At 56.3% G+C, this 24,319-nt stretch carries 24 protein-coding genes and 1 tRNA gene; 13 read left to right on the top strand and 12 right to left on the bottom strand.

The features are described 5' to 3' along the window. From GFB49_RS06880 to GFB49_RS06870, 3 genes are all read left to right on the top strand, one after another. Positions 1 to 1,008: a flagellin gene (locus tag GFB49_RS06880; RefSeq protein WP_153215121.1), complete on the top strand. Its 1,008-nt coding sequence runs from the start codon at positions 1 to 3 to the stop codon at positions 1,006 to 1,008. Then, the gene (locus GFB49_RS06875) at positions 1,005 to 2,108 is read left to right on the top strand and encodes a flagellar basal body P-ring protein FlgI (protein ID WP_153215120.1); all 1,104 of its coding nucleotides are present in this window, start codon (positions 1,005 to 1,007) and stop codon (positions 2,106 to 2,108) included. The genes GFB49_RS06880 and GFB49_RS06875 overlap by 4 nt, the downstream gene beginning before the upstream one ends. A 142-nt stretch (positions 2,109 to 2,250) precedes the next feature. Further along, positions 2,251 to 2,943 carry a fumarylacetoacetate hydrolase family protein gene (locus GFB49_RS06870; protein ID WP_153215119.1) on the top strand — a complete coding sequence of 231 codons (693 nt, stop codon included), beginning with the start codon at positions 2,251 to 2,253 and terminating at the stop codon, positions 2,941 to 2,943. Here GFB49_RS06870 and GFB49_RS06865 read toward each other — a convergent pair whose 3' ends face one another. Then, entirely contained in the window at positions 2,944 to 3,969 is a 1,026-nt protein-coding gene (locus GFB49_RS06865; RefSeq protein ID WP_343032499.1) for a LacI family DNA-binding transcriptional regulator, read from the bottom strand. A gap of 191 nt (positions 3,970 to 4,160) precedes the next feature. Here GFB49_RS06865 and GFB49_RS06860 point away from each other — a divergent pair. Further along, positions 4,161 to 4,237: transfer RNA gene (locus GFB49_RS06860), tRNA-Arg, on the top strand. 18 nt (positions 4,238 to 4,255) lie between these two features. Here the strand turns inward: GFB49_RS06860 and GFB49_RS06855 are convergent. The 3 genes from GFB49_RS06855 to GFB49_RS21210 form a co-directional block, all read right to left on the bottom strand. Next, positions 4,256 to 5,818, bottom strand: a complete 1,563-nt coding sequence (locus tag GFB49_RS06855; RefSeq protein ID WP_153215118.1) for a DUF427 domain-containing protein — start codon at positions 5,816 to 5,818, stop codon at positions 4,256 to 4,258. Between the two features lie 109 nt (positions 5,819 to 5,927). Then, positions 5,928 to 6,629, bottom strand: a complete 702-nt coding sequence (locus GFB49_RS06850; protein WP_153215117.1) for a winged helix-turn-helix domain-containing protein — start codon at positions 6,627 to 6,629, stop codon at positions 5,928 to 5,930. Further along, on the bottom strand, positions 6,601 to 6,894 hold the full coding sequence (locus GFB49_RS21210; protein ID WP_246149643.1) for a hypothetical protein: 294 nt from the start codon (positions 6,892 to 6,894) through the stop codon (positions 6,601 to 6,603). The genes GFB49_RS06850 and GFB49_RS21210 overlap by 29 nt, the downstream gene beginning before the upstream one ends. 183 nt (positions 6,895 to 7,077) lie before the next feature. Here GFB49_RS21210 and GFB49_RS06845 point away from each other — a divergent pair, with 183 nt between their 5' ends. The 5 genes from GFB49_RS06845 to GFB49_RS06825 all read left to right on the top strand — a co-directional run bounded on the left by GFB49_RS06845 (position 7,078) and on the right by GFB49_RS06825 (position 12,872). Next, a complete protein-coding gene (locus GFB49_RS06845; RefSeq protein WP_153215116.1) occupies positions 7,078 to 7,599 on the top strand; it encodes a hypothetical protein in 522 nt (173 codons plus the stop codon). Between the two features lie 108 nt (positions 7,600 to 7,707). Beyond that, on the top strand, positions 7,708 to 8,325 hold the full coding sequence (locus tag GFB49_RS06840; RefSeq protein ID WP_153215115.1) for a ribonuclease HII: 618 nt from the start codon (positions 7,708 to 7,710) through the stop codon (positions 8,323 to 8,325). Between the two features lie 107 nt (positions 8,326 to 8,432). Then, positions 8,433 to 9,536 carry a site-specific DNA-methyltransferase gene (locus GFB49_RS06835; protein ID WP_153215114.1) on the top strand — a complete coding sequence of 368 codons (1,104 nt, stop codon included), beginning with the start codon at positions 8,433 to 8,435 and terminating at the stop codon, positions 9,534 to 9,536. A 143-nt stretch (positions 9,537 to 9,679) separates the two neighbouring features. Continuing rightward, the gene (locus tag GFB49_RS06830) at positions 9,680 to 11,062 is read left to right on the top strand and encodes an adenylate/guanylate cyclase domain-containing protein (RefSeq protein WP_153215113.1); all 1,383 of its coding nucleotides are present in this window, start codon (positions 9,680 to 9,682) and stop codon (positions 11,060 to 11,062) included. Positions 11,063 to 11,198: 136 nt separating this feature from the next. Next, the gene (locus GFB49_RS06825) at positions 11,199 to 12,872 is read left to right on the top strand and encodes a globin-coupled sensor protein (RefSeq protein ID WP_153215112.1); all 1,674 of its coding nucleotides are present in this window, start codon (positions 11,199 to 11,201) and stop codon (positions 12,870 to 12,872) included. A 6-nt stretch (positions 12,873 to 12,878) separates the two neighbouring features. Here GFB49_RS06825 and GFB49_RS06820 read toward each other — a convergent pair whose 3' ends face one another. Continuing rightward, the gene (locus tag GFB49_RS06820) at positions 12,879 to 14,021 is read right to left on the bottom strand and encodes an alkane 1-monooxygenase (RefSeq protein WP_153215111.1); all 1,143 of its coding nucleotides are present in this window, start codon (positions 14,019 to 14,021) and stop codon (positions 12,879 to 12,881) included. Between the two features lie 55 nt (positions 14,022 to 14,076). After that, entirely contained in the window at positions 14,077 to 15,156 is a 1,080-nt protein-coding gene (gene mutY / locus GFB49_RS06815; protein WP_153215110.1) for an A/G-specific adenine glycosylase, read from the bottom strand. 84 nt (positions 15,157 to 15,240) lie between these two features. Here mutY and GFB49_RS06810 point away from each other — a divergent pair, with 84 nt between their 5' ends. Together GFB49_RS06810 and GFB49_RS06805 are read left to right on the top strand one after the other, a co-directional pair. Beyond that, positions 15,241 to 15,762, top strand: a complete 522-nt coding sequence (locus GFB49_RS06810) for a DUF721 domain-containing protein (protein ID WP_153215109.1) — start codon at positions 15,241 to 15,243, stop codon at positions 15,760 to 15,762. A gap of 2 nt (positions 15,763 to 15,764) precedes the next feature. Next, a complete protein-coding gene (locus GFB49_RS06805) occupies positions 15,765 to 16,430 on the top strand; it encodes a DsbA family protein (RefSeq protein WP_153215108.1) in 666 nt (221 codons plus the stop codon). A gap of 25 nt (positions 16,431 to 16,455) precedes the next feature. Here the strand turns inward: GFB49_RS06805 and lpxK are convergent, their stop codons facing one another. The 5 genes from lpxK to GFB49_RS06780 all read right to left on the bottom strand — a co-directional run bounded on the left by lpxK (position 16,456) and on the right by GFB49_RS06780 (position 22,425). Beyond that, on the bottom strand, positions 16,456 to 17,457 hold the full coding sequence (lpxK, locus tag GFB49_RS06800; RefSeq protein WP_153215107.1) for a tetraacyldisaccharide 4'-kinase: 1,002 nt from the start codon (positions 17,455 to 17,457) through the stop codon (positions 16,456 to 16,458). Then, entirely contained in the window at positions 17,444 to 18,637 is a 1,194-nt protein-coding gene (locus tag GFB49_RS06795) for a 3-deoxy-D-manno-octulosonic acid transferase (RefSeq protein WP_153215106.1), read from the bottom strand. Before GFB49_RS06795 ends, lpxK begins: the two co-directional genes overlap by 14 nt. 48 nt (positions 18,638 to 18,685) lie before the next feature. Then, entirely contained in the window at positions 18,686 to 19,489 is an 804-nt protein-coding gene (locus tag GFB49_RS06790) for a 3'(2'),5'-bisphosphate nucleotidase CysQ (RefSeq protein WP_153215105.1), read from the bottom strand. Beyond that, a complete protein-coding gene (locus tag GFB49_RS06785) occupies positions 19,476 to 20,822 on the bottom strand; it encodes a TldD/PmbA family protein (protein ID WP_153215104.1) in 1,347 nt (448 codons plus the stop codon). The genes GFB49_RS06790 and GFB49_RS06785 overlap by 14 nt, the downstream gene beginning before the upstream one ends. Before the next feature lie 121 nt (positions 20,823 to 20,943). After that, positions 20,944 to 22,425, bottom strand: coding sequence for a DUF2125 domain-containing protein (locus GFB49_RS06780; protein ID WP_194269282.1), 1,482 nt, complete (start codon positions 22,423 to 22,425; stop codon positions 20,944 to 20,946). A 180-nt stretch (positions 22,426 to 22,605) separates the two neighbouring features. Between GFB49_RS06780 and GFB49_RS06775 the strand changes: the two genes are divergently transcribed. Continuing rightward, positions 22,606 to 23,355, top strand: coding sequence for an SDR family oxidoreductase (locus GFB49_RS06775; RefSeq protein ID WP_153215102.1), 750 nt, complete (start codon positions 22,606 to 22,608; stop codon positions 23,353 to 23,355). Beyond that, positions 23,352 to 23,963, top strand: a complete 612-nt coding sequence (locus tag GFB49_RS06770) for an enoyl-CoA hydratase/isomerase family protein (protein ID WP_153215101.1) — start codon at positions 23,352 to 23,354, stop codon at positions 23,961 to 23,963. Before GFB49_RS06775 ends, GFB49_RS06770 begins: the two co-directional genes overlap by 4 nt. On the opposite strand, the gene GFB49_RS06765 is transcribed toward GFB49_RS06770, so the two are convergent. After that, the gene (locus GFB49_RS06765) at positions 23,960 to 24,253 is read right to left on the bottom strand and encodes an HNH endonuclease (protein ID WP_153215306.1); all 294 of its coding nucleotides are present in this window, start codon (positions 24,251 to 24,253) and stop codon (positions 23,960 to 23,962) included. The two genes, GFB49_RS06770 and GFB49_RS06765, sit on opposite strands and share 4 nt — an antisense overlap. Between the last annotated feature and the right edge of the window lie 66 nt (positions 24,254 to 24,319).

The raw sequence follows: 24,319 nt of genomic DNA, 5'->3' as shown, positions 1-24,319 counted from the left end.
ATGATCTCTACTTCATACGGAGACCTCGCCCAATATACGTTTTTGCGGATACGGAATTCGACCCTCAAGTCGGAAGTGCAAACCCTGGGGCAAGAGCTTACAACGGGGCGGACAACAAATGTGACCGAACGCCTGGGCGGTGATTTCACCTATCTGGCTGGGATCGAACACACGTTGAGCCAACTGGACAGCTACCAAGTGGCCGCGGCCGAGGTGACAGTCCTGACGGTTTCCATCCAATCCAGCCTTGAGAATGTGGAAAACAATGTTCAAGGCCTGCGGGATGATATTCTGGCCCTCAGCTCGACGATGTCCAGTGATGACGCAGAGCGCCTTGCAGGTGAAGCACGTGCGCAGCTGGGAAACACAATTGACACGCTGAATTCAACGGTGGGTGGGCGCGCTCTGTTTGCGGGCACCGCGACACAGTCAGCCGCATTGGAAAACGCGGATGTCTTGATGTCAGCACTCGCGGCAGAGGTGGCCGGTGCAGCCACGGTGGATGATGTTGTCGCCGCCGTTGATAACTGGTTCGATGATCCGGCAGGATTTGATTCCGTTGTCTACGCAGGCTCCACGACGCCATTGGCGCCAATTGATGTTGGTGACGGTGACGAGGTTCAGCTGGATGTCTTGGCTTCAGACGATGCATTTAAAAAATCTCTCAAAGCCTTTGCGCTGGCGGCATTGACCGTAGAGCCGGGCGTGACCTTGCCTGCTGACTCGTCCATTGAGCTGGTTCGTCGCACCGGAACTGACTTGTTTGCCGCCAATGACGCGATCATTGATCGCCGCTCAGATGTTGGCTTTATCGAAGAGCGGATCGAAAATTCAAGAACCCGCAATGAAGCGGAAATCACCAGCCTTTCGATTACCAAGAACGAAATGTTGGAAGCAGATCCTTATGAGACATACGCAAAGTTAGAGGAAGCACAAAACCAGTTGGAAAGCCTTTATGTGGTAACACAACGATCATTCCAGTTGACGCTTCTGAGATACATATCATGATGAAATACCTTCGTATCCTGGTTCTGTTCCTGTTGGTTCCAATGGCGGCGCACGCAAACGCCATTCGGCTGAAGGATCTGGTTGAGTTTGACGGTGTGCGTGGGAATGATTTGGTCGGATACGGTCTTGTGGTCGGCTTGAACGGTACGGGCGATGGTCTGCGGAACTCTCCCTTTACCGAAGAAATCATGACGAACATTCTGGAACGTCTTGGCGTCAATGTGACCGGTGAACAATTCCGTCCGAAAAACGTGGCCGCTGTGTTTGTTACAGCCAGTCTGCCGCCGTTTTCACGGGTCGGGTCCACTTTGGATGTGACGGTCTCTGCAATCGGCGATTCCAGTAGCCTGCTGGGTGGCACATTGATCATGACACCTCTGAATGCGGCCGACGGACAGATCTATGCCGTGGCGCAAGGGACCATTCTGGCCGGTGGGGCCGTTGCCGAAGGCGAAGCCGCCACCGTGACCCAAGGGGTTCCAACATCGGGTGTTATTCCATCTGGTGGCCGAATTGAACGCGAGATCGAGTTTGATCTGTCTTCCCTGTCCACCATGCGATTGGCCCTGCGCGAAGCCGATTTCACCACCGCCAACCGGATTGAACGGGCCATCAACGCTGAATTTGGCCGCAACGTGGCCTTGATGCGGGATTCCGGCACGGTTGAGGTGGATATCCCCCGCACAAATGCGCGATCTACTGCGCACGCCATCGGTCGGATGGAAAACATTCTGGTCGAGCCGCAGCGCAAAGCGCGTGTTGTTGTGGATCAACGCTCAGGAACTATTGTGATGGGCAGCGACGTGCGGATTTCACGCGTTGCGGTGGCGCAGGGTAACCTGACCCTGCGGATCGAGGAAGCACCGTTGGTTGTGCAGCCGAACCCCTTTACCGATGCGCAACCTGTTGTGGTGCCTCGGACAGGTGTCGGCATCGAAGAAGAAGAGAATGTTCAGCTTGCAGAGGTGCCCGAAACCACATCGCTGTCCGAAGTGGTCTCTGGACTGAATGCACTGGGTGTTTCCCCGCGGGACATGATCGATATCCTCAAAAGCCTCAAAGCGGCTGGCGCGCTACATGCGGAATTTGTTGTCCGCTAACGGCGCAAGCAACAGAACAAGGACGTGAAAGAGAGGCCCAGAAATCGGCCTTTCTTTTTTGTTCGTTGGCCCCGGTGGTTTACCATTTGCACTTTTGCTAAGTTCATTGCAGCGTGAGGGAAATTTCAAACGGAGTGTGCCTTTGGCCGATCTTGCCTTTCCTCAGCCCGAAACCTTTACCCTTCCGATTGTCGGGCAAACCAGTGTGTTTCCAGTTGGGCGCATTTTTTGTGTCGGTCGTAACTATGTCGCCCATGCCGAGGAAATGGGAAGTGTCGTCGATCGCGCGGCACCGTTCTATTTTACCAAATCCGCACTAAATGCGGTGCGCAGCGGCAACAGCGTTCCATTTCCCCAAGGGACGCGTGATTTTCATCACGAAGTCGAGCTGGTCGTCGCCCTGGGCGCGTCCCTTGTGAACGCAGACCCAGATCACGCGATGAAAGCGGTGTTCGGTTATGGCTGTGGATTGGATATGACCCGCCGCGATCTGCAGATCCGGGAGCGCAAGAAACAACGCCCCTGGGATCTGGGCAAAGATCTGGAAAATGGCAGTGTTTTGGGTCCCATTACACCGCAGCACACGTGGGACGGACCGGAGGGTCAGGCGATCTGGCTGGACGTGAATGGCATCCGTCGACAGACTGGGCAGCTGGACGATATGGTTTGGTCGGTTGGTGAGCTTCTGGCTAATTTGTCGACCTTCTACCACCTGGAACCCGGCGATATCGTCATGACGGGAACCCCTGCGGGTGTTGGACCTGTGGTGCCCGGCGATACAATTGATGCCGGGATCACAGGCCTTGAGCAGATCTCACATCATTTGATGGAATAATTACCAACGCTTCAGCGTGTCGCCATAGTCAATGGTTGGCGTCAGGGTCACGTGCTTTTCAATCTCGGCCTCGGGATTGTCCAACTGTGCCGCGATGATCTCTGCTGCTTTGCGGCCAATTTCCTGACGGCAGGCATCCATTGTGGCCAGGCGGCGCGGCAGACCGTCCAAAAGTTCAACACCGTTGAACCCGGCCAAACCGATCTCGCGCGGGATATCAACGTTCTGCTCCAACAGATACAGCAGACCGCCCGCGCCGATCATATCGTTGGAGTAATAGATGAAATCGAGGTCTGGGGAGCGTTCCAGCATTTCCTGTGTCATCTCGCGCCCTTTGGCCAAAGCGGATCCGCCCGAGTAAAAGGCGCGATCTTCGATTTCGACCCCCTCTTTGGCGAGGGCTTCGGTGAAGCCTTCAAACCGTTTGCGGGCGCGATGGTCCAAGGGCATTTTTGTGCCCATAAATCCGATGTGCTCGAACCCGGCCTTCAGGATCGCCTTGGCCATTTCACGACCAGCGCGGCGATGAGAAATGCCGACCATTGCGTCCACGGGCTTGCCGTCGGTGTCCATAATCTCAACCACAGGGATGCCCGCGGCCTGCAGCATGGCTTTGCTGGCTTCGGAATGTTCCAATCCTGCGATGATCACCCCGGACGGACGCCAGGACAGCATCTCATACAGGACTTTTTCTTCCTTTTCAGGCTGGTAATCGGTGACGCCCACAACCGGTTGCAGGTCCGTGTTCTCCAAAACGCGGTTGATCCCGGTCAGGACTTCGGGAAAGACCATATTGGACAATGACGGGATGATCACCCCAACCAGGTTCACCCGGCTTGACGCCAGAGCCCCGGCAATTTTGTTTGGCACATACCCCAGCTCTTTGGCTGCGGCGAGGACTTTTTCACGTGTTTTTTCAGACACATCGCCCCGGTTGCGCAGAACCCGGCTGACGGTCATCTCAGAGACGCCGGTGGCTTCGGATACGTCACGCAGGGTAAGGGGGCGATGGATGTCGTTCGTCACGCTGAAACTGCCTTTTTGTTTTGTTCTGAAACAACGTTACTCCACGCAGTGGGGCCTGCACAATGGGTCGATCTTTGCTTGGGTTAACCTGTTACTTCCACACAATGCACATGGTGTTTTGAATGTGTTCCGGCCTCTGGCTGATCCCCAATTGACTTGGCCCCTTGGGGTGAACTACGCAGATCCTAAGCGGCCCCGTGGCTCAACTGGATAGAGCAGCCCCCTCCTAAGGGGCAGGTTGCAGGTTCGAATCCTGCCGGGGTCGCCATTTGGCCGCGAATTGCGATTAAGACTTGGCTTCAATCACGGGAACCGAGAAGGCCTCTACCGCCTCACCCACGTTGTGCAACACCAGTTCGCCCAAGGGTTCGGCTGAACATTTGGAGCACAGGCTGTTGCGACTGACGACGATCTGAGCTCCGATGGTTTTGCCATAGTCGCCAAGACGCGCGGCTATATTGGCGGCTTGGCCAATCACGGTGAAGTCCAGACGCTCGCGCGATCCGATGTTGCCATAGGTGACGGAGCCGTAGGCGACGCCAATTGCGCAATCAAGGTCAGCGACGCCGGTTTCTTCCCGCATGTCTGTCAGGGCAAGGGCACTGTCGCGCGCCGCCAACAGCGCTTTGGTCCGGGCCTGATCGGGATCATCACCAGCCGGGAACACTGCCAGGACCGCATCGCCGATAAACTTCAGCACTTCGCCGCCGTTTTCATGCACATGGTCGGATGTGCTTTCGAAAAACCGGTTCAACAGGGTGATATAGGCGTCCCGCCCCAGTGTTTCCTGAAGCCGGGTCGACCGACGCAGATCGCAGAACATAATGGCCGCGTCGATCTCATCGCCGTCCCCGCGACGAATCTCTCCGCCAAGAACACGGGAGCCGGACCGTTTGCCGACATAGGTTTCCAACAGGGATTTTGCATTGTCCCGCTGCGCAAAGACCTCATAGTAGCGCGAGATCACGGCAGAGCATTCAAAGATCAAACCCAGATCGGAGGTAGAAAACCCATCCGGATGGTCGGATGCCACCGTCAGCACGTTGATCCGCCCATCGGTAAAGGGCAGCGGCATGGCCACGTAATCCGTAGCACCATCCCGCTGCAGATCCTCGAGGATTGGGAAGGCGTCAATATCGGATCCGTCATTCAGCCGATGACGCACGCCGCCCAGACCTTTGGCTACATGGCGGATCGGGCTGTTGTGATAGGCGGGCTCGTCATAAAGCTCGTAAGATGGGGTATAGAGCGTAACTTTGTCCTGGTTTTTGGACCAGATGAAATTTTTCCCCGCGATCATCGGATGAAGAGACCAAGCCATAACCGACAGACGGGATAGGGCGATGCCCTGGCTGGTCAGCTTATGAGCCAGGGCGCGCGTAAAGGCCTCGGGCGTGTCGATAAACGACGCATCGCGCATCAACCAATCAACCAGCGGACCAGAGATATTTCCATAGGCCGGGGACAGGATTTCATTGTCTCCGGTATCGATTTCCAGGTCCTGGTGATGTGTAAAGCTGACAAACCTTTCGATACCTTCCACGCCAGGAAAAGGGCAATCGTATTCCCATGCCGCCATGTCGATGCTGCCGGTGCGGGTGTCGAGGTCATAATAGCGCGCCGTCCCCTTCAAAGGGCAAAAGGTGCGCAGTTCGTCTTTGGCGATCAACGCTGCTTTCAGCTCGTCTGCTGGGAAGTAGATCGCTGGGCTCTGCCGGGTTTCAAACATAACCTTGGCGCGCGAACATTGCGCGAGCAGTTCCCCTTGGTAGCGGATAGAGACTGGATGGGGCAGGTCTTCGACGAGAATACCATAGCCGCCCCGTTGAGGATGGACGTGCACATTCATCGACCGGTTCCTTTGCTGCAGCGCAATAGGCGGGATATGGGGACACCATATCAGATATTCCAGTGGATGGGGGTGCGAAGCTGAAACTTTTTACGATTATGCGTCGGTCTCACACCATCCGGATGACGTCTTTGCTGATGGCCAGGACATATCCACGTTTGGCAATGTTTTTGACCAACAGCTCGCTCACCATTTGATTTCCAAGCGTATCACGCAGCCGTTTGATCCGGGTGGCACCAGCGGCTTCGTCGCAATTGGCGGTATCACGACCGGAAATCATCGCCTCAATCTCAACCCCGGACAGCACGTCTCCATCCAGGCGGGCCTCGGCCAGAACCGCCAATGTCTCCATCGCGGCGGGTGTCAGTTTGAAGCCCATATTGTTGAGGTAGACCATGTTTTCATCTCGGCTGATCAACAGCTCACTGACCTGAATTCCGTCACGCTCGATCTGGGCCATCCGGCGATTTAACGTGACCAGCATCGCCAGCACCACAAGTGCGGCAATCATCATCGCGGTGGCAAAGACCAGCAGCACAAAAATCACCATCCGATAACTGCTAAGCGTATCGGCAAAGGCGGTGCCGGACTGGGCCAGGATTTCCAACAGTTTGATTTCCGCCTGACTGGTCATGTCGCTTTCGACAAACAGGCGTTCGACCTGGGCATTAAACGCGTTCGCATCCGGCAGGGTCAGCAACAACAACGTCCCGGCAATGGCCAAGAGCGCCACAATAGAGACCACGCCCACGGCAATGATCCGACTGCCGACGCTGCGGATCTCAGAAACGGAGATAGAAGGATCCTGCATTGGCTTTCCTTTGTTGCAAACCCTCTGGGCCGAAAATCGAAAGCACGTTCAACAACGTCCAGCCTCCGGGCGCGATACGCGTCGCAACTTCGCTTTTGGCGGGCCCTTTTTGGCAAGGGCCGTTCAATTGCACCACACCATAGTGGAGCCGCAGGGGGGCGTCTTTTTTGGCCTTGTAATCAGCATAGCATTCCGCAGCCGATATAGGCGACGCCAGGGTCAGCGCAAGCGCTATGGACAGGGGAATCAGGGTTTTCTGCAACATAGGGTCACAATGCGCGGAGCGCTGCCGATATTCAATAACCTCAACGGTTTGAGGGGGCTGATATTGGATAACAAGGGGGCGATATTGCCTGTCTGACGGGGGCGACGGCAGGTTGAGATCAGCAACCGGGCAGATGCCCTGGCCTTAACCTGACCCTGGCCGCAACCTGAAAGGTCCAACACGATGAAACTGATCCCCCGCACCCACCCGCCTCGTCCGCAACCGCATCGCAAGTTTGTTGCCGTGATCTTGGCGTTGTCTCTGGCCATCAGCGGATTTTCGGCCGCCCCCGCGCGCGCAGACGAAGATGTCGCCAAGTTTTTAGCAGGCATTGTGGCGCTGGGGTTGATCGGCGCGGCTGTGAATGATGCCCGCAAGGATCGCAAGCGAGAAGTGTATACCTATTCCCACGGGTCACGCAGCCATGATGACGGCCGACGCCATCGTGACGAGTATCGACATCAGCCCCGCCCGCTGCCAAAGCACGTGGCAAAATATGACCTTCCGGCCCATTGCGTGAAAATCGTGCCGCAATATAGCCAAAACCGTACGGTTGTGTCGCATCATTGCCTGTCCAAAAACTATGGCTACGTGAACAGCCTGCCGGGCCAATGCCGCCTGTCGGTTTGGAATGGTCACAAGCAACGCACAGCCTACAAAACCCGGTGTCTTCAGAAAAACGGCTATCGTCTCGTAAACCGCTGATCTTTTGAGGCAGCGGAGAGGCCTGTCCACGCGGGTCGAGCAGGGGAAAGAGCGGGCGTTTGCCGCTCTTTCCTTGCGGCTGTTTGGAAACCACGGCATTGCTGGGATATGGAATATCCTGATTACACTTTGGAAGAGGCTGCGCAGAGGCGCGGTTTTCTTCGGATTGCCGGCGTTGATGAGGTGGGGCGCGGCCCCTTGGCAGGCCCGGTGACTGCAGCGGCTGTTGTGTTGGACATTGCGGCGATGCCCGAGGGGTTGAATGACTCCAAAAAGCTGACTCCCAAACGGCGCCAGCTGATCGAACGTGAGATCCTGCAGAAAGCCGAGGTCTCTATCGCGCATGCTTCCGTCGACGAAATTGATAATTTGAATATCTTGCGCGCCTCACATTTGGCGATGGAACGCGCGGTTCAGGGGTTAAAGACTCCGCCAGATTACCTGCTGATTGATGGCAACATGATCCCTAATGGCTTGAATTTACCGGCAGAAGCCGTCGTCAAAGGGGATGCAAAATCCCTGTCGATTGCGGCTGCGTCAATTGTGGCAAAAGAAGAGCGGGATCGGATCATGCGTGATTTGGCCCAGCAGTTTCCAGGATTTGGATGGGAGAAGAACGCAGGTTACCCGTCCAAACAACACCGTGATGCATTAAAGTCACTGGGTGTGACACCACATCATCGGCGTAGTTTTAAGCCCGTACACAAGATATTGTATCAAGAGTAAAGCATAACCCCTTGCATCAAAAAACGAATTGACCTGAATCCGCCAATCCCTCATCCTGTTGATAACCAAAATGAGCGCAAAAATGCGCCGTGGTTTGAGGCAGAAAAATGACAAATACCATCGAAAAGGGTGCGGCAGCGCTCCCTTTAAACACGATTATTGGCGGTGACTGTATCGATGTAATGAACGGTCTCCCGGCGAATTCGGTTGATCTGATTTTTGCAGATCCGCCTTATAACTTGCAGCTCAAAGGCCAGCTGCACCGCCCCGACAACAGCAAAGTTGACGCGGTTGACGACCATTGGGACCAATTCTCAAGCTTTGTGGCCTATGACCAATTCACCAAAGAGTGGCTGAAAGCTGCACGCCGCTTGCTCAAGCCCAACGGCTCGATCTGGGTGATTGGATCTTATCACAATATTTTCCGCGTGGGCTCTGCCCTGCAGGACGCGGGCTATTGGATCCTCAATGATGTGGTCTGGCGGAAGTCGAATCCAATGCCGAACTTTCGCGGCAAACGGTTCACCAACGCGCATGAGACAATGATCTGGGCGTCCAAGAACGAAGGTGCCAAATACACGTTCAACTATGAAGCGCTGAAGGCGTTGAACGAAGGCATTCAGATGCGGTCGGATTGGGTTCTACCCATCTGCACCGGACATGAACGTTTGAAAGACGCAAACGGTGACAAAGCACATCCGACCCAGAAACCCGAATCCCTGCTGCACCGTATTCTGATCGGTGCCACCAACCCAGGTGACGTGGTTCTGGACCCGTTCTTTGGCACCGGCACCACGGGCGCAGTGGCCAAGATGCTGGGACGAGAGTTCATCGGCATTGAACGCGAAAGCGCCTATCGCGAAGTGGCGGAAAAGCGCATTGAAAACGTGCGCAAGTTTGACCGCGACGCGTTGCAGGTCACAGCATCCAAACGTGCTGAGCCTCGGGTTCCGTTTGGCCAGTTGGTGGAACGCGGCATGCTGCGTCCGGGCGAAGAGCTGTATTCGATGAACCAGCGTCACAAAGCCAAAGTCCGCGCTGACGGCACATTGGTGGGGGACAACGTAAAAGGCTCGATCCATCAGGTTGGTGCGCATCTGGAAAACGCGCCCAGCTGCAATGGCTGGACCTATTGGTGTTTCAAACGCGAAGGCAAGACGATCCCGATCGATGTGCTGCGCCAACAGATCCGCGCGGAACTGCAAAACTGATCCAAAGAACATCTTAGAATACCGCCGGTGCGCCTTCTTAGGCGCGCCACACCTTACCCCGCCTGCTTTGGCGGGGTTTTTTTACAAGGGGTTCCGCTACGTCACGTTTTGGTTAAGTTGAGGGACGAAAAAGTGGAACACAGATGATTGATCTTTCTCTTCTAAAGGACACCGACAGCCAGATTGGCGAAACTGCCAACCCGCGTGGTCGCAGCGGCGAAGCCTATGCGCGCGCGGCCCTGGAAGATCATAAGCGGGCCGGCTTAGAACTGGCGGTCAAGGCGCGTTGGATTGCTCTTGGTTTCACAGCTGTTTTTATTTTCTTTGTCTATCCGGATTGGGGGGTCCTTTATTATCATGCGATCCTTGCCATCTTGTGCCTGAACGGCCTGCTCATTCGCCGATTTGGCCGTGTTGGCCAATCGCGGATCGAGCTTTTGTTGATCTTTGCAGATTTGGTGATCATGACCTTTGCTATGGTCTTCCCCAATCCGTTTGGGACGGATGATCTGCCGGTAGCCTTCAACTATCGCTTCGATAACTTCCAATATTTCTTTATCATTCTGGCCGCCGGTACGATGGCTTATTCTTGGCGTACGGTTATTGCCATCGGCACATGGACAAGTGCGCTTTGGTTGCTTGCGCTTGCGCTGGCTTGGTTTTTTTCCGAACCATCCGACACGCTGCAGGCCGTGGTTGTCGACAGCCTCGCAGCCTATCCCCGCGTTTTGGAGATCCTGGACCCCAACAATTTTGTGTTTTCCCTCAGGATCCAAGAGGTGATGGTATTTCTGCTGTCGGCTGCGATCCTTGGTTTTTCGATCCGTCGGTTTGATGCTCTGTTAATTTCCAACGCGGCGCTGGAACGGGAACGGGCCAATCTGTCACGCTATTTTTCGCCCAATGTTGTGGAGCGCTTGTCCCAGAATGACGACCCGTTGAAAGAGATCAAACGTCAAGACATTGCGGTGCTGTTTGTCGATATCGTTGGCTTTACGGGTCTATCCGAAAAAATGAGCTCCTATGATGTGATTACGCTCTTGCGGGAGTTTCATGGCCGTATGGAGCGGGAGGTGTTTCGTCACAATGGGACGCTCGATAAATATCTGGGCGACGGGCTGATGGCGACTTTTGGCACGCCGGTTTCTGGAGAGCGAAACGCCAGTGACGCGGTTGCCTGCGGGCGGGCCATGTTGCGATCCATGGATCAGTGGAACACGGATCGAAAACGCCGCGGAGAGCCGGTGATTTCGATCGGTGTCGGGGTTCACTACGGTGAAGCTCTGCTGGGCGACATCGGGGCAAACCGGCTCGAATACGCTGTGATCGGAACTGCGGTGAATATCGCGTCCCGTCTCGAAGGGCTGACGCGTGCATTGGAGGCAAAGATTGTGATGAGCGACGATCTGTATCGACAGAGTCAATCTGAAGCAGAATCGCAAGATCTGTTGCAAGGGTTTTCACGTATCGACCGTCAGGAAGTGCGGGGCATTCAGCACCCCATCACGGTCTGGGCCCTGTCTTAATATCGCGGGTTCCGTCGCAAACGGGTGACGTGTTCGTTTGATTTTGTGAAATAATTACGATTCCATTTTTGACCATTAGGTGTTTGTAAGAGCGGCTCATTCAACCTAGCCGGGATTTATGCTGGAGTAGGTGAAGATGTCGGCTAATGTTAAGAAGCAGCTGGAAACTTGGTTTGATCTCGGTGCGGATCAGAAAAAGTCGTTGCAACAGATGGGTGAAGTCATCTTGCGTAACGTCGACGATATTCTGGACGTCTTTTACGAAACGGCGCTTGGCCACGATGAGACAAAGCGTTTTTTTCCGCATCAATCAACCGCACAGCATGCGAAGGCGGCTCAGAAAAAACACTGGGCACTGCTGTTCTCGGGCAATTTTGACAACGCTTACTTTGCCTCGGCCCGCCGGGTCGGTGAGGTGCATTACAAAATTGACCTGCCTTTTATCCTGTATCTCGGTGGGTACTCTCTGGCCGGTTCAGAAATGATGGCTGTTTTGATGCGAAATGCGGGCATCGGCAGTAAAACTAAGGTCCAGAAACATCTAAAGCTTTTGATGCGTTTGATGTTGGCGGATTGTGACCTCGTTGTCGAAGCGTATTTCCGTGCACAACAGGCAGATCAAAAACGCGCCATTGATATGTTGTCGGACGGGTTCAGCCAATTTGAAGAAACCGGGAACAGTAGCAAAATCCCGGACAATGGGCAGGATGGGTTTCCGACGCAGTTTGATGCACTGCGTCAGTCGTTCAATAATTTGATCGACCATTGGGAGGGCATCATCACAGATGCACAAAACCAATCGGATGCTTTAGATAAACGCCTCAAGCAAAGCCATACGCTGAGCCATGAAATGGCGTCGCGCGCTGAAGACCAAGCGGCCACGTTGGAAGAGGCGGTGGCCGCGGTAAGCCGGGTTACCGCTATGGCAAACGAAGCTCGCGGTATTGTAGAAAACGCTTCAAAGAATTCAGAGACCAATCGCAAACAGGCGGAATCCGGTGAAGAGGTGGTGAAACGTGCGATTGATGCGGTGGAGTTGATCGAACAATCGTCTGAGCAGATCGCGAAATTTGTCGAAGTGATTGAGGACATCAGTTTTCAGACGAATTTGCTGGCTTTGAATGCCGGTGTCGAGGCCGCGCGCGCGGGAGAGGCTGGTCGTGGATTCGCTGTGGTTGCGTCCGAGGTGCGTGCTTTGGCCGGGCGGGCAACACAATCAGCGAATGAGGTAAAGTCTTTGATTGCTGAAAGTTCACGGCAAGTGCGTGAAGGCTGCAATCTGGTTCGCGAAACCGGAGAGAGTTTGAGCGGCATTCGCGAAGGCGCTATCGCCATGACCACATTGATGCAGGAAGTGAACACTGTAATCGAGGACCAATCGCTCAGTTTGCAGGAAATCGATGTCAGCGTCGCACAGCTCGGCAAGGCGACACAGGACAACGCTTCCCGCGCGACGCAAGTCTCGGAAAACATGTCAGCCGTCGTTGCAGATGTCGCAACCCTCAAGCAAAGCATCAACTGTGTCGACGCGGCGGATCCGCAAATGTCCCGGTCGTCGCAGTCATCTGGTGCAATGTCGGCCCATGAAAAAGCGATGCAAGAGTATCTGCGTGACCAGGAGCTGAAATCAGCAGCTCAGACATCATCGGCGGCAGAAACCTCGCATGAGAAAGCCATGGCTCAGTATCTACGCGAACAAGGCGTTAAGTCGGAGCAATCGGAAAACGCGCTCGAAAATGCCGCCCATGAACGCGCGATGCAACAGTATCTGAAAGAGAGTGCTGTCGGGAATCGACAGGCAATTGGCTAACTCTGTTCAGCGCGGCGGCGGATGGCTCGCTTTGTTGTAATCCGTCCACTCAGTGATGTCTGGGTAATATTGCTTGCGCCACGCGCGCACCTTGGGGTTCATAACCCTGCGCCAGACAGGCGGTACCATCGCGGCCATCGCCATTATCGGATAGCCATAGGGCAGTTGCGGCGCCTCATTGGGGTCATAGGTCTGAAGCAACGGAAAACGACGATCTGGCTTGTAATGATGGTCGGAATGGCGTTGCAGATTGATCAGCAGCCAATTGGTGGCCCTGTGCGCTGCGTTCCACGAGTGATGGGGTTTGACATGTTCGTACCGCCCATCGCCAAGGTGGCGACGCGTCAGCCCATAATGTTCCACATAGTTGATCACTTCCAGCTGCCAGATCGCAACACCTGCTTGTACCAGAAACAGCAGCACTCCAGCGGCACCGCCAACCCCAAAGGCCAGTCCCAACATCACGGCCTGCAACGCCCAATAGCGGAAAAACGGGTTGCTGAGATCTGTCCACGGGCGCGATTTCCGCGCCAGCATATCCCGTTCGGCCTGAAACGACGAGTGCCAAGACTGCCACAAGACGCGCGGATAAAAGCGGTGAAATCCTTCGTTGTACCGGGCAGTAACCGGATCACGCGGCGTGCCCACATAGCGGTGATGCACCAACAGATGTTCCGAGCGGAAGTGGGAGTATAGCACCATGGCCAGCAGTATATCCCCCAGCCAACGCTCTATTTTGTTTCGCTGATGCATCAGCTCGTGACTGTAATTGATCCCAATTGTACCGCTCAGGACCCCCATACCAAAAAAGACGCCAAACTTTTCCCACCCGTTCAGCGTTTGGGACCCTGAGACCAGATAGATCACCCCAAACAGTGTCACGAATTGCACGGGCACCCAGGCAATGGTGAGACGGCGATACCACGTCAGTGCGCTGTCCGGCGTTTCGGGATCTGGGTTTTCGTTGTTCAGCCCCAAAACCGCATCCAGTGCGGCAAAAAGATACCAGGTCACCAAAGGCGGCAGGATCACCCAGAGCCCGCCATAAATCGCCGCGATCCATAGGAGTGGAACCAAGAGGAACGACAGCCAAAACGGCAAAGCTGAGCGCCAGGCTGACAAGTCAGACAGGGGGGCAGTGGACGACATCTATCACTCTCCAAAACCTCGGCCGCGCGTTTTGTCGGAGCCTAGACCGAAACTGTCAGAACCCCAAGCCCTTGGTGGTGCTGCAAAGTTTAAAGGCCTTGGCCATCACCGTCGGAAGATCGCCGGGATCAAATTGATGTTTGTCTACCAATAGCATTTGGTTTTGTGGGCTGAAACCTTCTGGCACAAATGCCACGTAGATCTTAAGGATCAGGTGGAAATGGGTGAAGGTATGGCGCACCTCTTCGCCCAAGCAGTTCCAATCGGCCTCAAACGGTGGGCTTGGCGCGGGGGCGTCCCCCCAGTCAGATCCGGGCCAGCCAAGCATTCCGCCCAAAAGCCCCTTGTCGGGTCGCCTTTCCAAGAGCCAGGCGCCTTCAATTGTTTGGGCGAGATAGACGTGGCCGTGCCGGGTTGGCTTGGGTGCTTTTGGTGTTTTCTTTGGCAACTCAGCCGCGGTGCCGTTTTGGCGGGCCAAACAGGGGCTGCGCCATGGGCAGATCCCGCATGCCGGGGATTTGGGAGTGCAGATCGTAGCCCCAAGATCCATTACAGCTTGGGCATAATCCCCGGGACGCACGCTTGGGGTCAGCACGCCTGCCAAGGATTTGAGCGCGGGTTTTGATCCAGGCAACGGGTCGTGAATGTCATACATACGTGCCATCACACGCTCGACATTGCCGTCCAACACGGTTTCAGGCCGGTCAAATGCAATTGATGAGATGGCCGCAGCGGTATAGGGGCCGATGCCGGGCAGTTTCAACAGCGCATCATAAGTATCCGGGAATTGGCCGCCATATTCAGACGTCACCACCCGCGCGCATTTCAACAAGTTGCGCGCGCGCGCGTAGTAGCCAAGGCCGGCCCATTCGGCCATCACATCTGGATCTTCTGCCGCTGCCAGATCGGCAATGGTTGGCCAGCGCAACGTGAACCTTTGAAAGTAATCCTTTACGGCTGCCACAGTTGTCTGCTGCAACATGACTTCGCTCATCCACACCCGATAGGGGTCCGGCATAACGCCCGCCTTGCGGTCACTGGGGCTGATCCGCCAGGGCATCTTGCGGGCGTGATCGTCATACCAATCCAGCAAAACACTGCCGAACGTCTGGGGATCCGGTATCTCATCACGCATTGTTTATGCCTCGTTGTGCCGAAAGGGTGGTTCTTGGTTGATGGCTCTTTACATTAGGGGGGAGGGTCAAGCAAAACCACTGTCATGTCATTGAGGCGATCATCAACGCGCGGTTTCAAGCGCACCGGCTCGGTTCTGAGCGAGCAAATCCGAAAAGCGGGGGAGACCCGTGGTTTTGCGGTGTCCAAACTGCTCACCCATTGGGAAGAAACCGTGGGCCGCGACATTGCCGCGATTGCTCGGCCGGTGAACGTTGGATATGGGCGCGGATCCTTTGGGGCGACGCTGACGGTATTAACGACGGGTGCTCAGGCACCGATGCTTGAGATGCAAAAAGAGCAGCTGCGTGCACGGGTAAACGCGGTCTATGGCTACAATGCGATTTCCAAGATCCGGATCACGCAGACGGCTCCGACCGGGTTTGCCGATGGCCAAGCGGTGTTTGACGCCGCGCCCAAATCCCACGAGCAACGCGCGATCGATCCAAAGGTCGCTGAGCAAGCAGAAGATGTGGCCACTGGGGCCGAGAACGATGAACTCCGCGCCGCTTTGGAAAACTTGGCGCGCAATTTTTTGACAAAACAGAAATCAAAAGGGAAAGGGTGAATATGACCCGTCTTATGTCTCGTGTCCTGACGGCGGCCGTTTTGGCGGCTGCGTCCTTTGGGATCAATACAGTTGCGGGCCCGTCAGCTCTGCCGCTGGTGAGCGCAGCCTATGCCCAGGACGCGGCTGAGATCGACACCTCGACCATAGTGGAAATGGTCCAGGGTGCCGAAGATGCGCCGGTGACGATCATCGAATACGCATCCTATACCTGCCCGCATTGTGCGCGGTTCCATGAGGATGGTTACAAAAAGCTCAAAGAAGAGTTCATCGACACTGGCAAGGTAAAATTTGTCTACCGCGAGGTCTATTTTGATCGTTATGGCCTGTGGGCGTCGATGATGGCCCGTTGTGCCGGTCCTGAAAAATTCTTTGGCATCACGGATCTTCTGTTCAAAGGCCAGTCCGATTGGGCGCGCGCTGGTGGTCCAAACGAGATTGTGGCTGAGCTGCGCAAAATTGGTCTTTTGGCCGGTGTCGAAGGTGAGGCGCTGGATGCCTGTCTGCAGGATGGTGCCAAGGCGCAGACATTGGTGACCTGGTATCAGGAAAACGCCACTGCCGACAAAGTGGAAGCAACGCCCAGCTTTGTTCTGAACGGCAACCTGATCCGCAACCAGCCTTATGACGATATGAAAGCCCTGATCGAGGCTGAGCTGGAAGGCTGATCTCAGACACTTGTCGCGCCGCGCCTTAAGTTGGGGGCGGCGCAACCTCTTCCAATTTCTGATGCAATGCGTCGGCGTTTTCAATCAAAAGGCGCACCGGCAGTGTGATGACCTTCATACGAAACGCGACCGGCAGACGCACTGCGTCTTTTTCCGTGGTGACAAGCTGTGCATTCAAGCTTTTGGCTTCTTGTTCCAGCCGGGTCATCAGCGGTTGCGACAACGACTGGTGATCATCCAGCGCTTCGCCACGCACCACCTCTGCTCCAAGCCCACGTAATGTGGCAAAGAACTTCTCGGGGTGACCAATGCCGGCAAAGGCCAGAACCCGTGTGCCGGTCCAGGGCATGCCGGTCTGCAAAGGTTCCAGATGACCGGTCAGATGCGGTAGCGATATGTCATCGCCCCACAATGCGGCGAAACCCTGCTGTGCCGCGGCGCTGCCCAACGACAGAACAAAGTCACCCCGTGCGAGACCGGGGGCAACCGGTTCGCGCAGCGGACCTGCGGGCAGGCAGCACCCGTTTCCGAACCCTTTGGCCGCGTCCACAACGATGATCGACAGATCTTTGGCCAGTTCGGGGTTTTGAAACCCATCGTCCATGATCAACACGCTGGCACCGGCGTCTACAATCTGCCGGGCGCCTTCCGCGCGGTTCTTGGCCACGCAGACCGGACCAAACGCCGAGATAAGCAGCGGCTCGTCGCCGACGTCATTGGCGCTGTGGGTTTTGGGGTTGACCAAAACCGGACCCGACATGGATCCGCCATAACCCCGGCTCAGTACCATGGGGCGATGACCCATTGACTGCAGATATTGGACCAGCCAGATCACCGTTGGCGTCTTGCCGGTGCCGCCAGCGTTCAGGTTTCCCACGCAGATCACTGGAATGGGGAGCTGCAGCGGATCGGTTTTTTCCAACCGCCGCCGGGTCGCGCGGGCATAGAGCGCGCCCAAGGGTGACAGTGCAGCCCGACGCAGGTCAAAAGACCGGGGCGGCTTGTTCCAAAATTCAGGTGGTCTCATCACTGATGTCCGGCATATCCAGCAGATCTTGGGCGATCTCTAATAGGCGATCGGTTGTGCGTGACCCTTGCGTGACAAAAGCCCAGCCTGCAAGCGCCATTTCTGCGGCCAGATCCGGAGCAGACAGACGCAGGACTTCTTCTGCCAGCTCACCAACAGAACGAACTTGAACCGCCGCCCCGACCTTTTGCAGGTTGCGATAAAGCGTTGCGTGTTCCGTAATCCCTTTGCCAAACAGGATGGCAGATCCCAGCGCCGCAGCATCCAGCGGAGAGTTGCCAGCGAACTTCCGTTCAAGGGAGCCCGCAACCAGCGTCACGGGCGCAAGCCGATACCAAAGGCCCAGGTCGTCGCGATCACACAGCAACGCTTGGTGCGGTTCGGCGGGTTCTTCACCATTGTCCCAATCCGCAAATGTCAGACCGCTGCCCCGGATGATGGCCCGCGCCGCCTCAAGGTCGGCCCAATTGTCCAATGAGACGATCAACAACAAACGGTGCAGCAGTTTCAGAGCCTTGCGATGGGCATTTAATATGCTGGTGAGCTCTTCCAGTTTGACATGGCTTGCCAGCCAAACGGGGCGACCGGCCAGAACCTCTTGCATCTGGGCAAGATCTTCATGCCCACATCCCGGCGGCAGGGTCGATTGCGCCAAGGGGCCGGTGACTGTGATGCGATGTTCTGGAATGCCGGTCCGCTGCAGGCTGTCCGAAATGTGCTGGTCCGGCAGCAAGATGGCCGAGAAACTGTTCAACAGTTTTGCGCGCTGATCCGGCCACCACCTGGATGCACGGCTTGGCAGTTCGTCCATTTCAATATCCGCCAAAAGCGTCGGGACATCTGCATCCGCCAGATAACGGGTCAATGTGCGGCGCAGCTGCCCTCCGGCCCAGATACACAGATCAGGTGCCCAGTGATCCAGAAACAAGCGCATTTCGGATGGGGTGTCTTCGGCCAATGCACCAACGGCGATTTCATCCTGAACCGTGGCTGTAGAGACGGGTACGTTTGTCTCCCAGGTGCTGATAATCGACAGCTCGGGATAGTGGCTTTTGAGGCGGGCTGCCACATCGCGCAAGGCGGCCAGCCGGTGGGCTGATGTGGCGTGCACCCACAACAGCTTGCCCTTGGGCCGTGTCGGCGGCTGCGGCGGCGAGATTGAAATACGGCGCAGCGTCATGCGCAGGTGGTCCTTGTGTGGGTCTGCCCGGCGCGACGGGCAGAATAGTCAAAGCGGGGCAAGACCCGGCCCGTCCGGATTAAGGTGAGCCAAGAGGTTTTGGTGCAGTGTCAGATTGGATGCCAGAACACCGTTCAACTGCGGTGTAGCGTTGTTGAAGCGCAAGGGTTGACCTGTGCGGTCGCTGCAATGTCCACCGGCTTCGCGGATCAAAAGATCGCCAGCCGCAATGTCCCATTCCCAACTGGGCCGCAGGGTCAGCATGGCGTCAAACTGTCCCTGGGCCACGGTGGCCAGGCGATAGGCCAGTGACGGGCGATACTCGCGGCGAAAGGCCGGTGGTTGTCCAGACTTCCAGTGTTTCGCATCTAGCGCCGGTCGTGCGGTCAAGACGGTTGCGGATGTGAGTTCCGTTTCACGGGAAACGTAAACCGCAGACTGGTTCAGCTGCGCGCCTGCGCCTTGGGCTGCGGTAAACATCATCTCGCGTTGTGGCAGAAACACCGCAGCTGCGGTAACCACACCATCCGTTGCAATGGCCAGTGAATGGGCCCAGGTGCGGGAACCTTCGGCAAAGCTGCGGGTGCCATCAATCGGATCAATGATAAACACATTGCGATCCGACAGCCGGTCGGATGTGTCCTCGGTCTCTTCAGAAAGCCAGCCATAATCCGGGCGCGCGCTTGTCAAAAACGCTTTCAGAAACGCATCCACTTCCAGATCAGCCTCGGTTACGGGGCCTGCGCCATCTGGTTTGTCCCAGCGTTTGGCATCTGGTCCGTTGTACTTGCAGGCGATGTCACCGGCCTTTTCAGCCGCTTCCACCAGCAATGCGAGGTCAGTTGCCGGCAATGGTCATCCCCTCTACCAGCAACGAGGGCACTACGCGGGACAAGTAGCTGCGCCCGTCATTGGCTGCGATCAGGTTGCGCAGCATGTCTTTGAGGTTGCCCGCAATGGTGCATTCGTTGACCGGATATTGAACCTCACCGTTTTCCACCCAGAACCCAGACGCCCCGCGTGAGTAATCGCCGGTGTTGGGGTTGATGGTTGATCCGATCATCGAGGTCACCAACAGCCCGGTGCCCATATCCCGCAGCAGATCTGCCTGGCTGTGTTCGCCCGGCGTCAACGCGATGTTCCAGTTTGATGGCGAAGGAACCGACCCGATGCCGCGTGCCGCATTGCCAGTGCTGGTTAGGTCAAGCTTGCGAGCGGATGCCAGATCCAGCGTCCAGCCGGTCAGAACGCCGTCTTTGATAATCTCGCGCCGTTGTGTCGCCAAACCTTCACCGTCAAAGGGGCGCGAGCCTGAGATGCGCGGGCGGAATGGATCTTCGATCACAGACAAGGATGCGGGCAGGATCTGCTCCCCCATCATGTCCTTCAGCCAAGACGCCCCGCGCGCAATTGCTGCGCCGTTGGAAGCGGCAAGGAGATGCCCGATCAGCGAAGATGAAATGCGTTCGTCAAACAGAATGGGAAAACTGCCGGTTTCCGGACGCCGCGTGTTCAACTGTGCAACGGCCCGCTCACCTGCGGTGCGGCCGATTTCATCGGCGCTGCGAAGATCGGCCTGGAAGGTGCGGGTATCACCGTCGTAATCACGCTCCATTTCAGTGCCGGTACCCGCAATTGCGGTGCAAGACAGGGACCGGCTGGTGCGGCTGTATCCCCCCGAAAACCCGTTACTGGTGGCCAGATGTACCCGGTGGCGACCGTATCCGGCACCGGCTGCCTGCACCTGGCTTACCCCGTCGATAGCAAGCCCTGCTGCCTCAGCCGCCAAAGCATCGATTTGCAGCGCTTCGGGGCTGGGTTCTGGGCTTGGGTCCGCCAGTTCCAAAGCGTCCAGATCCCAGGTCTGCACCAGATCACCGGCGTCTGCCAGGCCGGTATAAGGATCCTCGGGCGCTTCACGGGCCATGGCCACGGCGCGTTCAGCCATGGTCTGGATCGTTTCCGCACGCATATCAGAGGAAGACACCAACGCCTGCTGCTTGCCGATCAGAACCCTGAGACCCAGATCAATGCCTTCGGAGCGTTCCGCATGTTCTAATTTGGAATTGTGAACTTCGATCGACAAAGACTGCCCTTCAGCCACTATGGCATCGGCGGCTTCGGCCCCTGCCTTCTGGGCGGCTTCGATCAGGGCGTGGCACAAGGTTTCGGGCGTCTGGGTCATATGGTCCTGCACTTTTGTTCCGCTACCAGAGCTATCCAGCCATTTGGTCGGCTGCAAGGGTGGTGATCGCAAAAAGGGGCCGCGCAATGGCGACCCCGGTGTTTGTCATGGCCTATGGCGCTTATTTGATGCGCTGGCCGTTGGCGATGATCTTGCCACCTTCGCCAAACTCGATCTCAGACTTCAGGTTGTCTTCGCCGTCACCCGGGACGGTCAAAAGCCCCATGCCGAGGCGCGCGCCGGTAGCGTCTGATTCACTGATAAGGCCCATTTTGATCAGGTTGTCCAACAGTCCGTTGGCACCAATCAGCGACAGGTTCGCAATCCCAACCGGGGCAGGCATACCATCAAAGGACTCGAGATCATTATAGTCGATGTCGAACGAACCGGTGCCGGTCAGCTCTGCGCCAGCGGCGCGTACCAGCAATTCGTTGATCTTGACCGAGCTAACTTCAGCCGGAATTTCCTCGTCCAGCTCGGCCTGTGCCGCAACTTCGGGATCAAAGATGTCCAGCAGCAAACGTCCTTTGGCGGTCAGATCTACAATGATGGATGCCGGCTCGTGGGATAGAATGCCGCCGGGATCACCCAACGCCCAAAGCTCTTCTGGGATGGAAAAATCACGCAGGGTAATGCCAAGCGCCATATCGCGGTCTTCTTCCGAGACCGTTGGTGGCGTCTGTAACTTCATGCCGATTTCAGCGGCCGACAGTGAAATGGGGAAAGGGATGTCGCTGGCAAAGATTGAAAGCTCTGACTCGTTTTGTACCAGGTCGTATTTCAGTTCTTCGGCATTCATTGCGAAGTCTGCACGACCGCCTTGGGACGCGCTTTTCACTTCAAATTCGTTTCCATTGTCGAGGCCAGACAGAAGCGTAGAGCCGGAGCCAAAGGAAAATACGCCGTCAAACACGGTCCCAGATACCAACATTTCTTTTAAGTTGGCAGGATCAAATTCCAGCGGCAGAATGCTGGTACCTGCAAACTTCAGGTTGGTCAGGTCCCCTTGCATATTCATGCTGGACTGTGCGTTCTCAGGATCTTTAAAGCTGAAGGCATAGCTTGCGCTAGAAATGTCATAAGTCTGTTCATAGCCGCGCGTCTCACCCAATTTCATATGGGTATCGCTGCTAAAGCCCAGAAGCGTGACAGAGGCGCTCAGTACGTCGGATGGGATGGTCTCTCCGTCTGTCGTCAGGGATGACAGCACCATCTCGAACAGATCGGTGGAGTAGGAGTAGGTCATGTCATCGGGATCACCGGACACGACAACAGGTGCGCCATCTGTGCGCAAGGTGATCTCACCCACTGTGGGTTCATCGGTGTTGCTGGTTTCAAAACTGATCGACGAAGCTGCCGGGAAAGACAAGTTAACCGAACCGTCGCCATTTTCAACCAGGCTCAATGTTGGCATCGTAACTGCCAATGACACGTCAGAGTCAGGAATGTCTGTGGCAATGGAGATATCCGAAACGGTCAGCGTATCGCCGCTTTGGGCTTCGCTGGCACTGACAGCATAGCCTGCGCCTTCCAGATAGGTTTTCCAATCCCCCCAGACGTCTTGTGCAGTAACATCCGCCCAAGCCTGCGGGGCAGAAAACATCGTAAGCGCCATAACGCTGCAATTTCGCAAATATGCGGCCGACATGAGAAAACCTTTCTTTTTGACCTTCAATGATCAAGATTTATGACGACGGTAGGATCCGCAAGGTGCCAAAGGCTAGACCCCTCCCCCTTTGGTAGCCTACCAGATTTTAATATCAGAGATTTGAAGGAGCAGGGTATGGATTTCAACGATAAAACGGTGATCATCACCGGGGCCAGCCGTGGGATTGGTGCTGCGGCTGGGCGGGTTTTCGCCGAAAAAGGCGCGCGTGTGGCTCTGTTGGCCCGAGATGGCGCGGCATTGGCGGCTTTGGCAGACGAGATCGGTCCCAAAGCTTTGCCATTGGAGTGTAATGTCGCCAATTTTTCCGAAGTCGAGGCCGCTGTTTCGAAAACCTGCGAAGTCTTTGGTGGCGTTGATGTATTGGTCAACAACGCCGGAATGATCGATCCAATTGCCCGCCTGGAACAGGCCGATCCTGCCGCATGGGCGCGTTTGATTGACGTGAATGTGACCGGGGTTTTCAACGGCACACGTGCAGTCCTGCCCATTCTGAAACAGCGTGGCGGTGGTTCGATTATTACCATTTCATCCGGTGCGGCCCATCGCCCCTTGGAAGGGTGGAGCGCCTATTGCACCTCCAAAGCCGGGGCGGCGATGTTTACCCGTGCCTTGGATCTGGAGGAGCGTGAAAATGGCATTCGCGCCATGGGCCTGTCGCCGGGCACAGTCGCCACCCAGATGCAACGCGAGATCAAGGCAAGCGGCGTAAACCCCGTCAGCGAACTGGACTGGGAAGATCACATCCCGGCCGACTGGCCGGCCCGGACGTTGGTGTGGATGTGCACATCCGATGCGGATGACTATATCGGCCAGGAAGTCTCGCTGCGGGAAGACAGCATTCGTGCACGGGTGGGTTTGATATGATCGAGGTTGAACAAGATCACGCGGGCCTTTGGATTGTGACCCTAAACAGGCCAGATAAGGCCAATGCGCTGACGGCGGATATGCTGGCTGAGTTGATCTCGGTGATGGGCGCGGCTCAAGAGGCGCGGGGGGTAATCCTGACGGGACGTGGCAAGGTCTTTAGCGCGGGCGCGGATCTGGATGCAGCCCGCGCCGGGCTGGCGGTGTCTCCCCTGTGGGAAGAGCTGTCTGCAGCAGTTGCGGCCGTTCCAGGTCTTACGATTGCTGCCTTGAACGGCACGCTTGCGGGGGGCGCAAACGGTATGGCGCTGGCCTGTGATCTGCGCATCGCGGTGCCCACGGCCAAAGTCTTTTATCCGGTGATGAAGCTTGGTTATCTGCCGCAGCCCTCGGATGTAGTTCGGATGAAGGCGCTGATTGGCCCGGCCCGGACCAAAATGATTCTGGCGGCCGGGCAGAAAATTACAGCGGATGAGGCCCATAGCTGGGGATTGGTGGATCGGGTGGTGGAGCCCGAGCGACTGTTGGACGACGCCAAAGCTCTGATGGCAGATGTGTTAGCCGCCGACCCGGCAATCGCCCATCAAATCCTAAAAAGCTGTCATTAACGCAGCCGACGCTTGCCCGGGACTTTGGAACGGAACCCGGGCGGGCGTTTGGCGACCCAGGCCAAAAACTTGGCCAGTCGTGGATGGTCGCGTAGGGTCTCCACGGTTGAAAAATCGCGGGCCAATTCGGCCTCGGTCAGGGTGGCGTGGATCTCGCGGTGGCAGATGTCGTGCAGCAACACCGTTGGTCCACCTTTGCCGCCTTTGAGCTTTGGGATCAGGTGATGCAGGCTTTGTGGCACGCCTTTGGGGATCGGGCGGCCACACAGGGGGCAGATCGGGTCATCCATTGGGGGCTCGTCAAACTGGCTGGTCTCCATTACACGCAAGATCCAACACAGCTGGCAAGAGGGGCA

The sequence above is a fragment of the Tritonibacter litoralis genome, assembly GCF_009496005.1.
In the GTDB taxonomy this organism is placed as follows: domain Bacteria; phylum Pseudomonadota; class Alphaproteobacteria; order Rhodobacterales; family Rhodobacteraceae; genus Epibacterium; species Epibacterium litoralis.
Note: the sequence above shows the minus strand (reverse complement) of the source record. Positions and strands in the feature narration are given on the sequence as shown.

What these genes read in the sequence shown, in the direction of transcription:
- GFB49_RS06830 (WP_153215113.1), top strand. Translation starts at nt 9,680, where the DNA reads ATGATTGATCTTTCTCTTCTAAAGGACACCGACAGCCAGATTGGCGAA.
- GFB49_RS21210 (WP_246149643.1), bottom strand. Translation starts at nt 6,894, where the DNA reads ATGTTGCAGAAAACCCTGATTCCCCTGTCCATAGCGCTTGCGCTGACC.
- GFB49_RS06805 (WP_153215108.1), top strand. Translation starts at nt 15,765, where the DNA reads ATGACCCGTCTTATGTCTCGTGTCCTGACGGCGGCCGTTTTGGCGGCT.
- GFB49_RS06845 (WP_153215116.1), top strand. Translation starts at nt 7,078, where the DNA reads ATGAAACTGATCCCCCGCACCCACCCGCCTCGTCCGCAACCGCATCGC.
- GFB49_RS06775 (WP_153215102.1), top strand. Translation starts at nt 22,606, where the DNA reads ATGGATTTCAACGATAAAACGGTGATCATCACCGGGGCCAGCCGTGGG.
- GFB49_RS06780 (WP_194269282.1), bottom strand. Translation starts at nt 22,425, where the DNA reads ATGTTTTCTGCCCCGCAGGCTTGGGCGGATGTTACTGCACAAGACGTC.
- GFB49_RS06835 (WP_153215114.1), top strand. Translation starts at nt 8,433, where the DNA reads ATGACAAATACCATCGAAAAGGGTGCGGCAGCGCTCCCTTTAAACACG.
- GFB49_RS06765 (WP_153215306.1), bottom strand. Translation starts at nt 24,253, where the DNA reads ATGGATGACCCGATCTGCCCCCTGTGTGGCCGCCCGATCCCCAAAGGC.
- GFB49_RS06850 (WP_153215117.1), bottom strand. Translation starts at nt 6,629, where the DNA reads ATGCAGGATCCTTCTATCTCCGTTTCTGAGATCCGCAGCGTCGGCAGT.
- mutY (WP_153215110.1), bottom strand. Translation starts at nt 15,156, where the DNA reads ATGCGTGATGAGATACCGGATCCCCAGACGTTCGGCAGTGTTTTGCTG.
- GFB49_RS06840 (WP_153215115.1), top strand. Translation starts at nt 7,708, where the DNA reads ATGGAATATCCTGATTACACTTTGGAAGAGGCTGCGCAGAGGCGCGGT.
- GFB49_RS06795 (WP_153215106.1), bottom strand. Translation starts at nt 18,637, where the DNA reads ATGACGCTGCGCCGTATTTCAATCTCGCCGCCGCAGCCGCCGACACGG.
- GFB49_RS06825 (WP_153215112.1), top strand. Translation starts at nt 11,199, where the DNA reads ATGTCGGCTAATGTTAAGAAGCAGCTGGAAACTTGGTTTGATCTCGGT.
- GFB49_RS06880 (WP_153215121.1), top strand. Translation starts at nt 1, where the DNA reads ATGATCTCTACTTCATACGGAGACCTCGCCCAATATACGTTTTTGCGG.
- GFB49_RS06875 (WP_153215120.1), top strand. Translation starts at nt 1,005, where the DNA reads ATGATGAAATACCTTCGTATCCTGGTTCTGTTCCTGTTGGTTCCAATG.
- GFB49_RS06785 (WP_153215104.1), bottom strand. Translation starts at nt 20,822, where the DNA reads ATGACCCAGACGCCCGAAACCTTGTGCCACGCCCTGATCGAAGCCGCC.
- GFB49_RS06855 (WP_153215118.1), bottom strand. Translation starts at nt 5,818, where the DNA reads ATGAATGTGCACGTCCATCCTCAACGGGGCGGCTATGGTATTCTCGTC.
- GFB49_RS06820 (WP_153215111.1), bottom strand. Translation starts at nt 14,021, where the DNA reads ATGTCGTCCACTGCCCCCCTGTCTGACTTGTCAGCCTGGCGCTCAGCT.
- GFB49_RS06770 (WP_153215101.1), top strand. Translation starts at nt 23,352, where the DNA reads ATGATCGAGGTTGAACAAGATCACGCGGGCCTTTGGATTGTGACCCTA.
- GFB49_RS06810 (WP_153215109.1), top strand. Translation starts at nt 15,241, where the DNA reads ATGTCATTGAGGCGATCATCAACGCGCGGTTTCAAGCGCACCGGCTCG.
- lpxK (WP_153215107.1), bottom strand. Translation starts at nt 17,457, where the DNA reads ATGAGACCACCTGAATTTTGGAACAAGCCGCCCCGGTCTTTTGACCTG.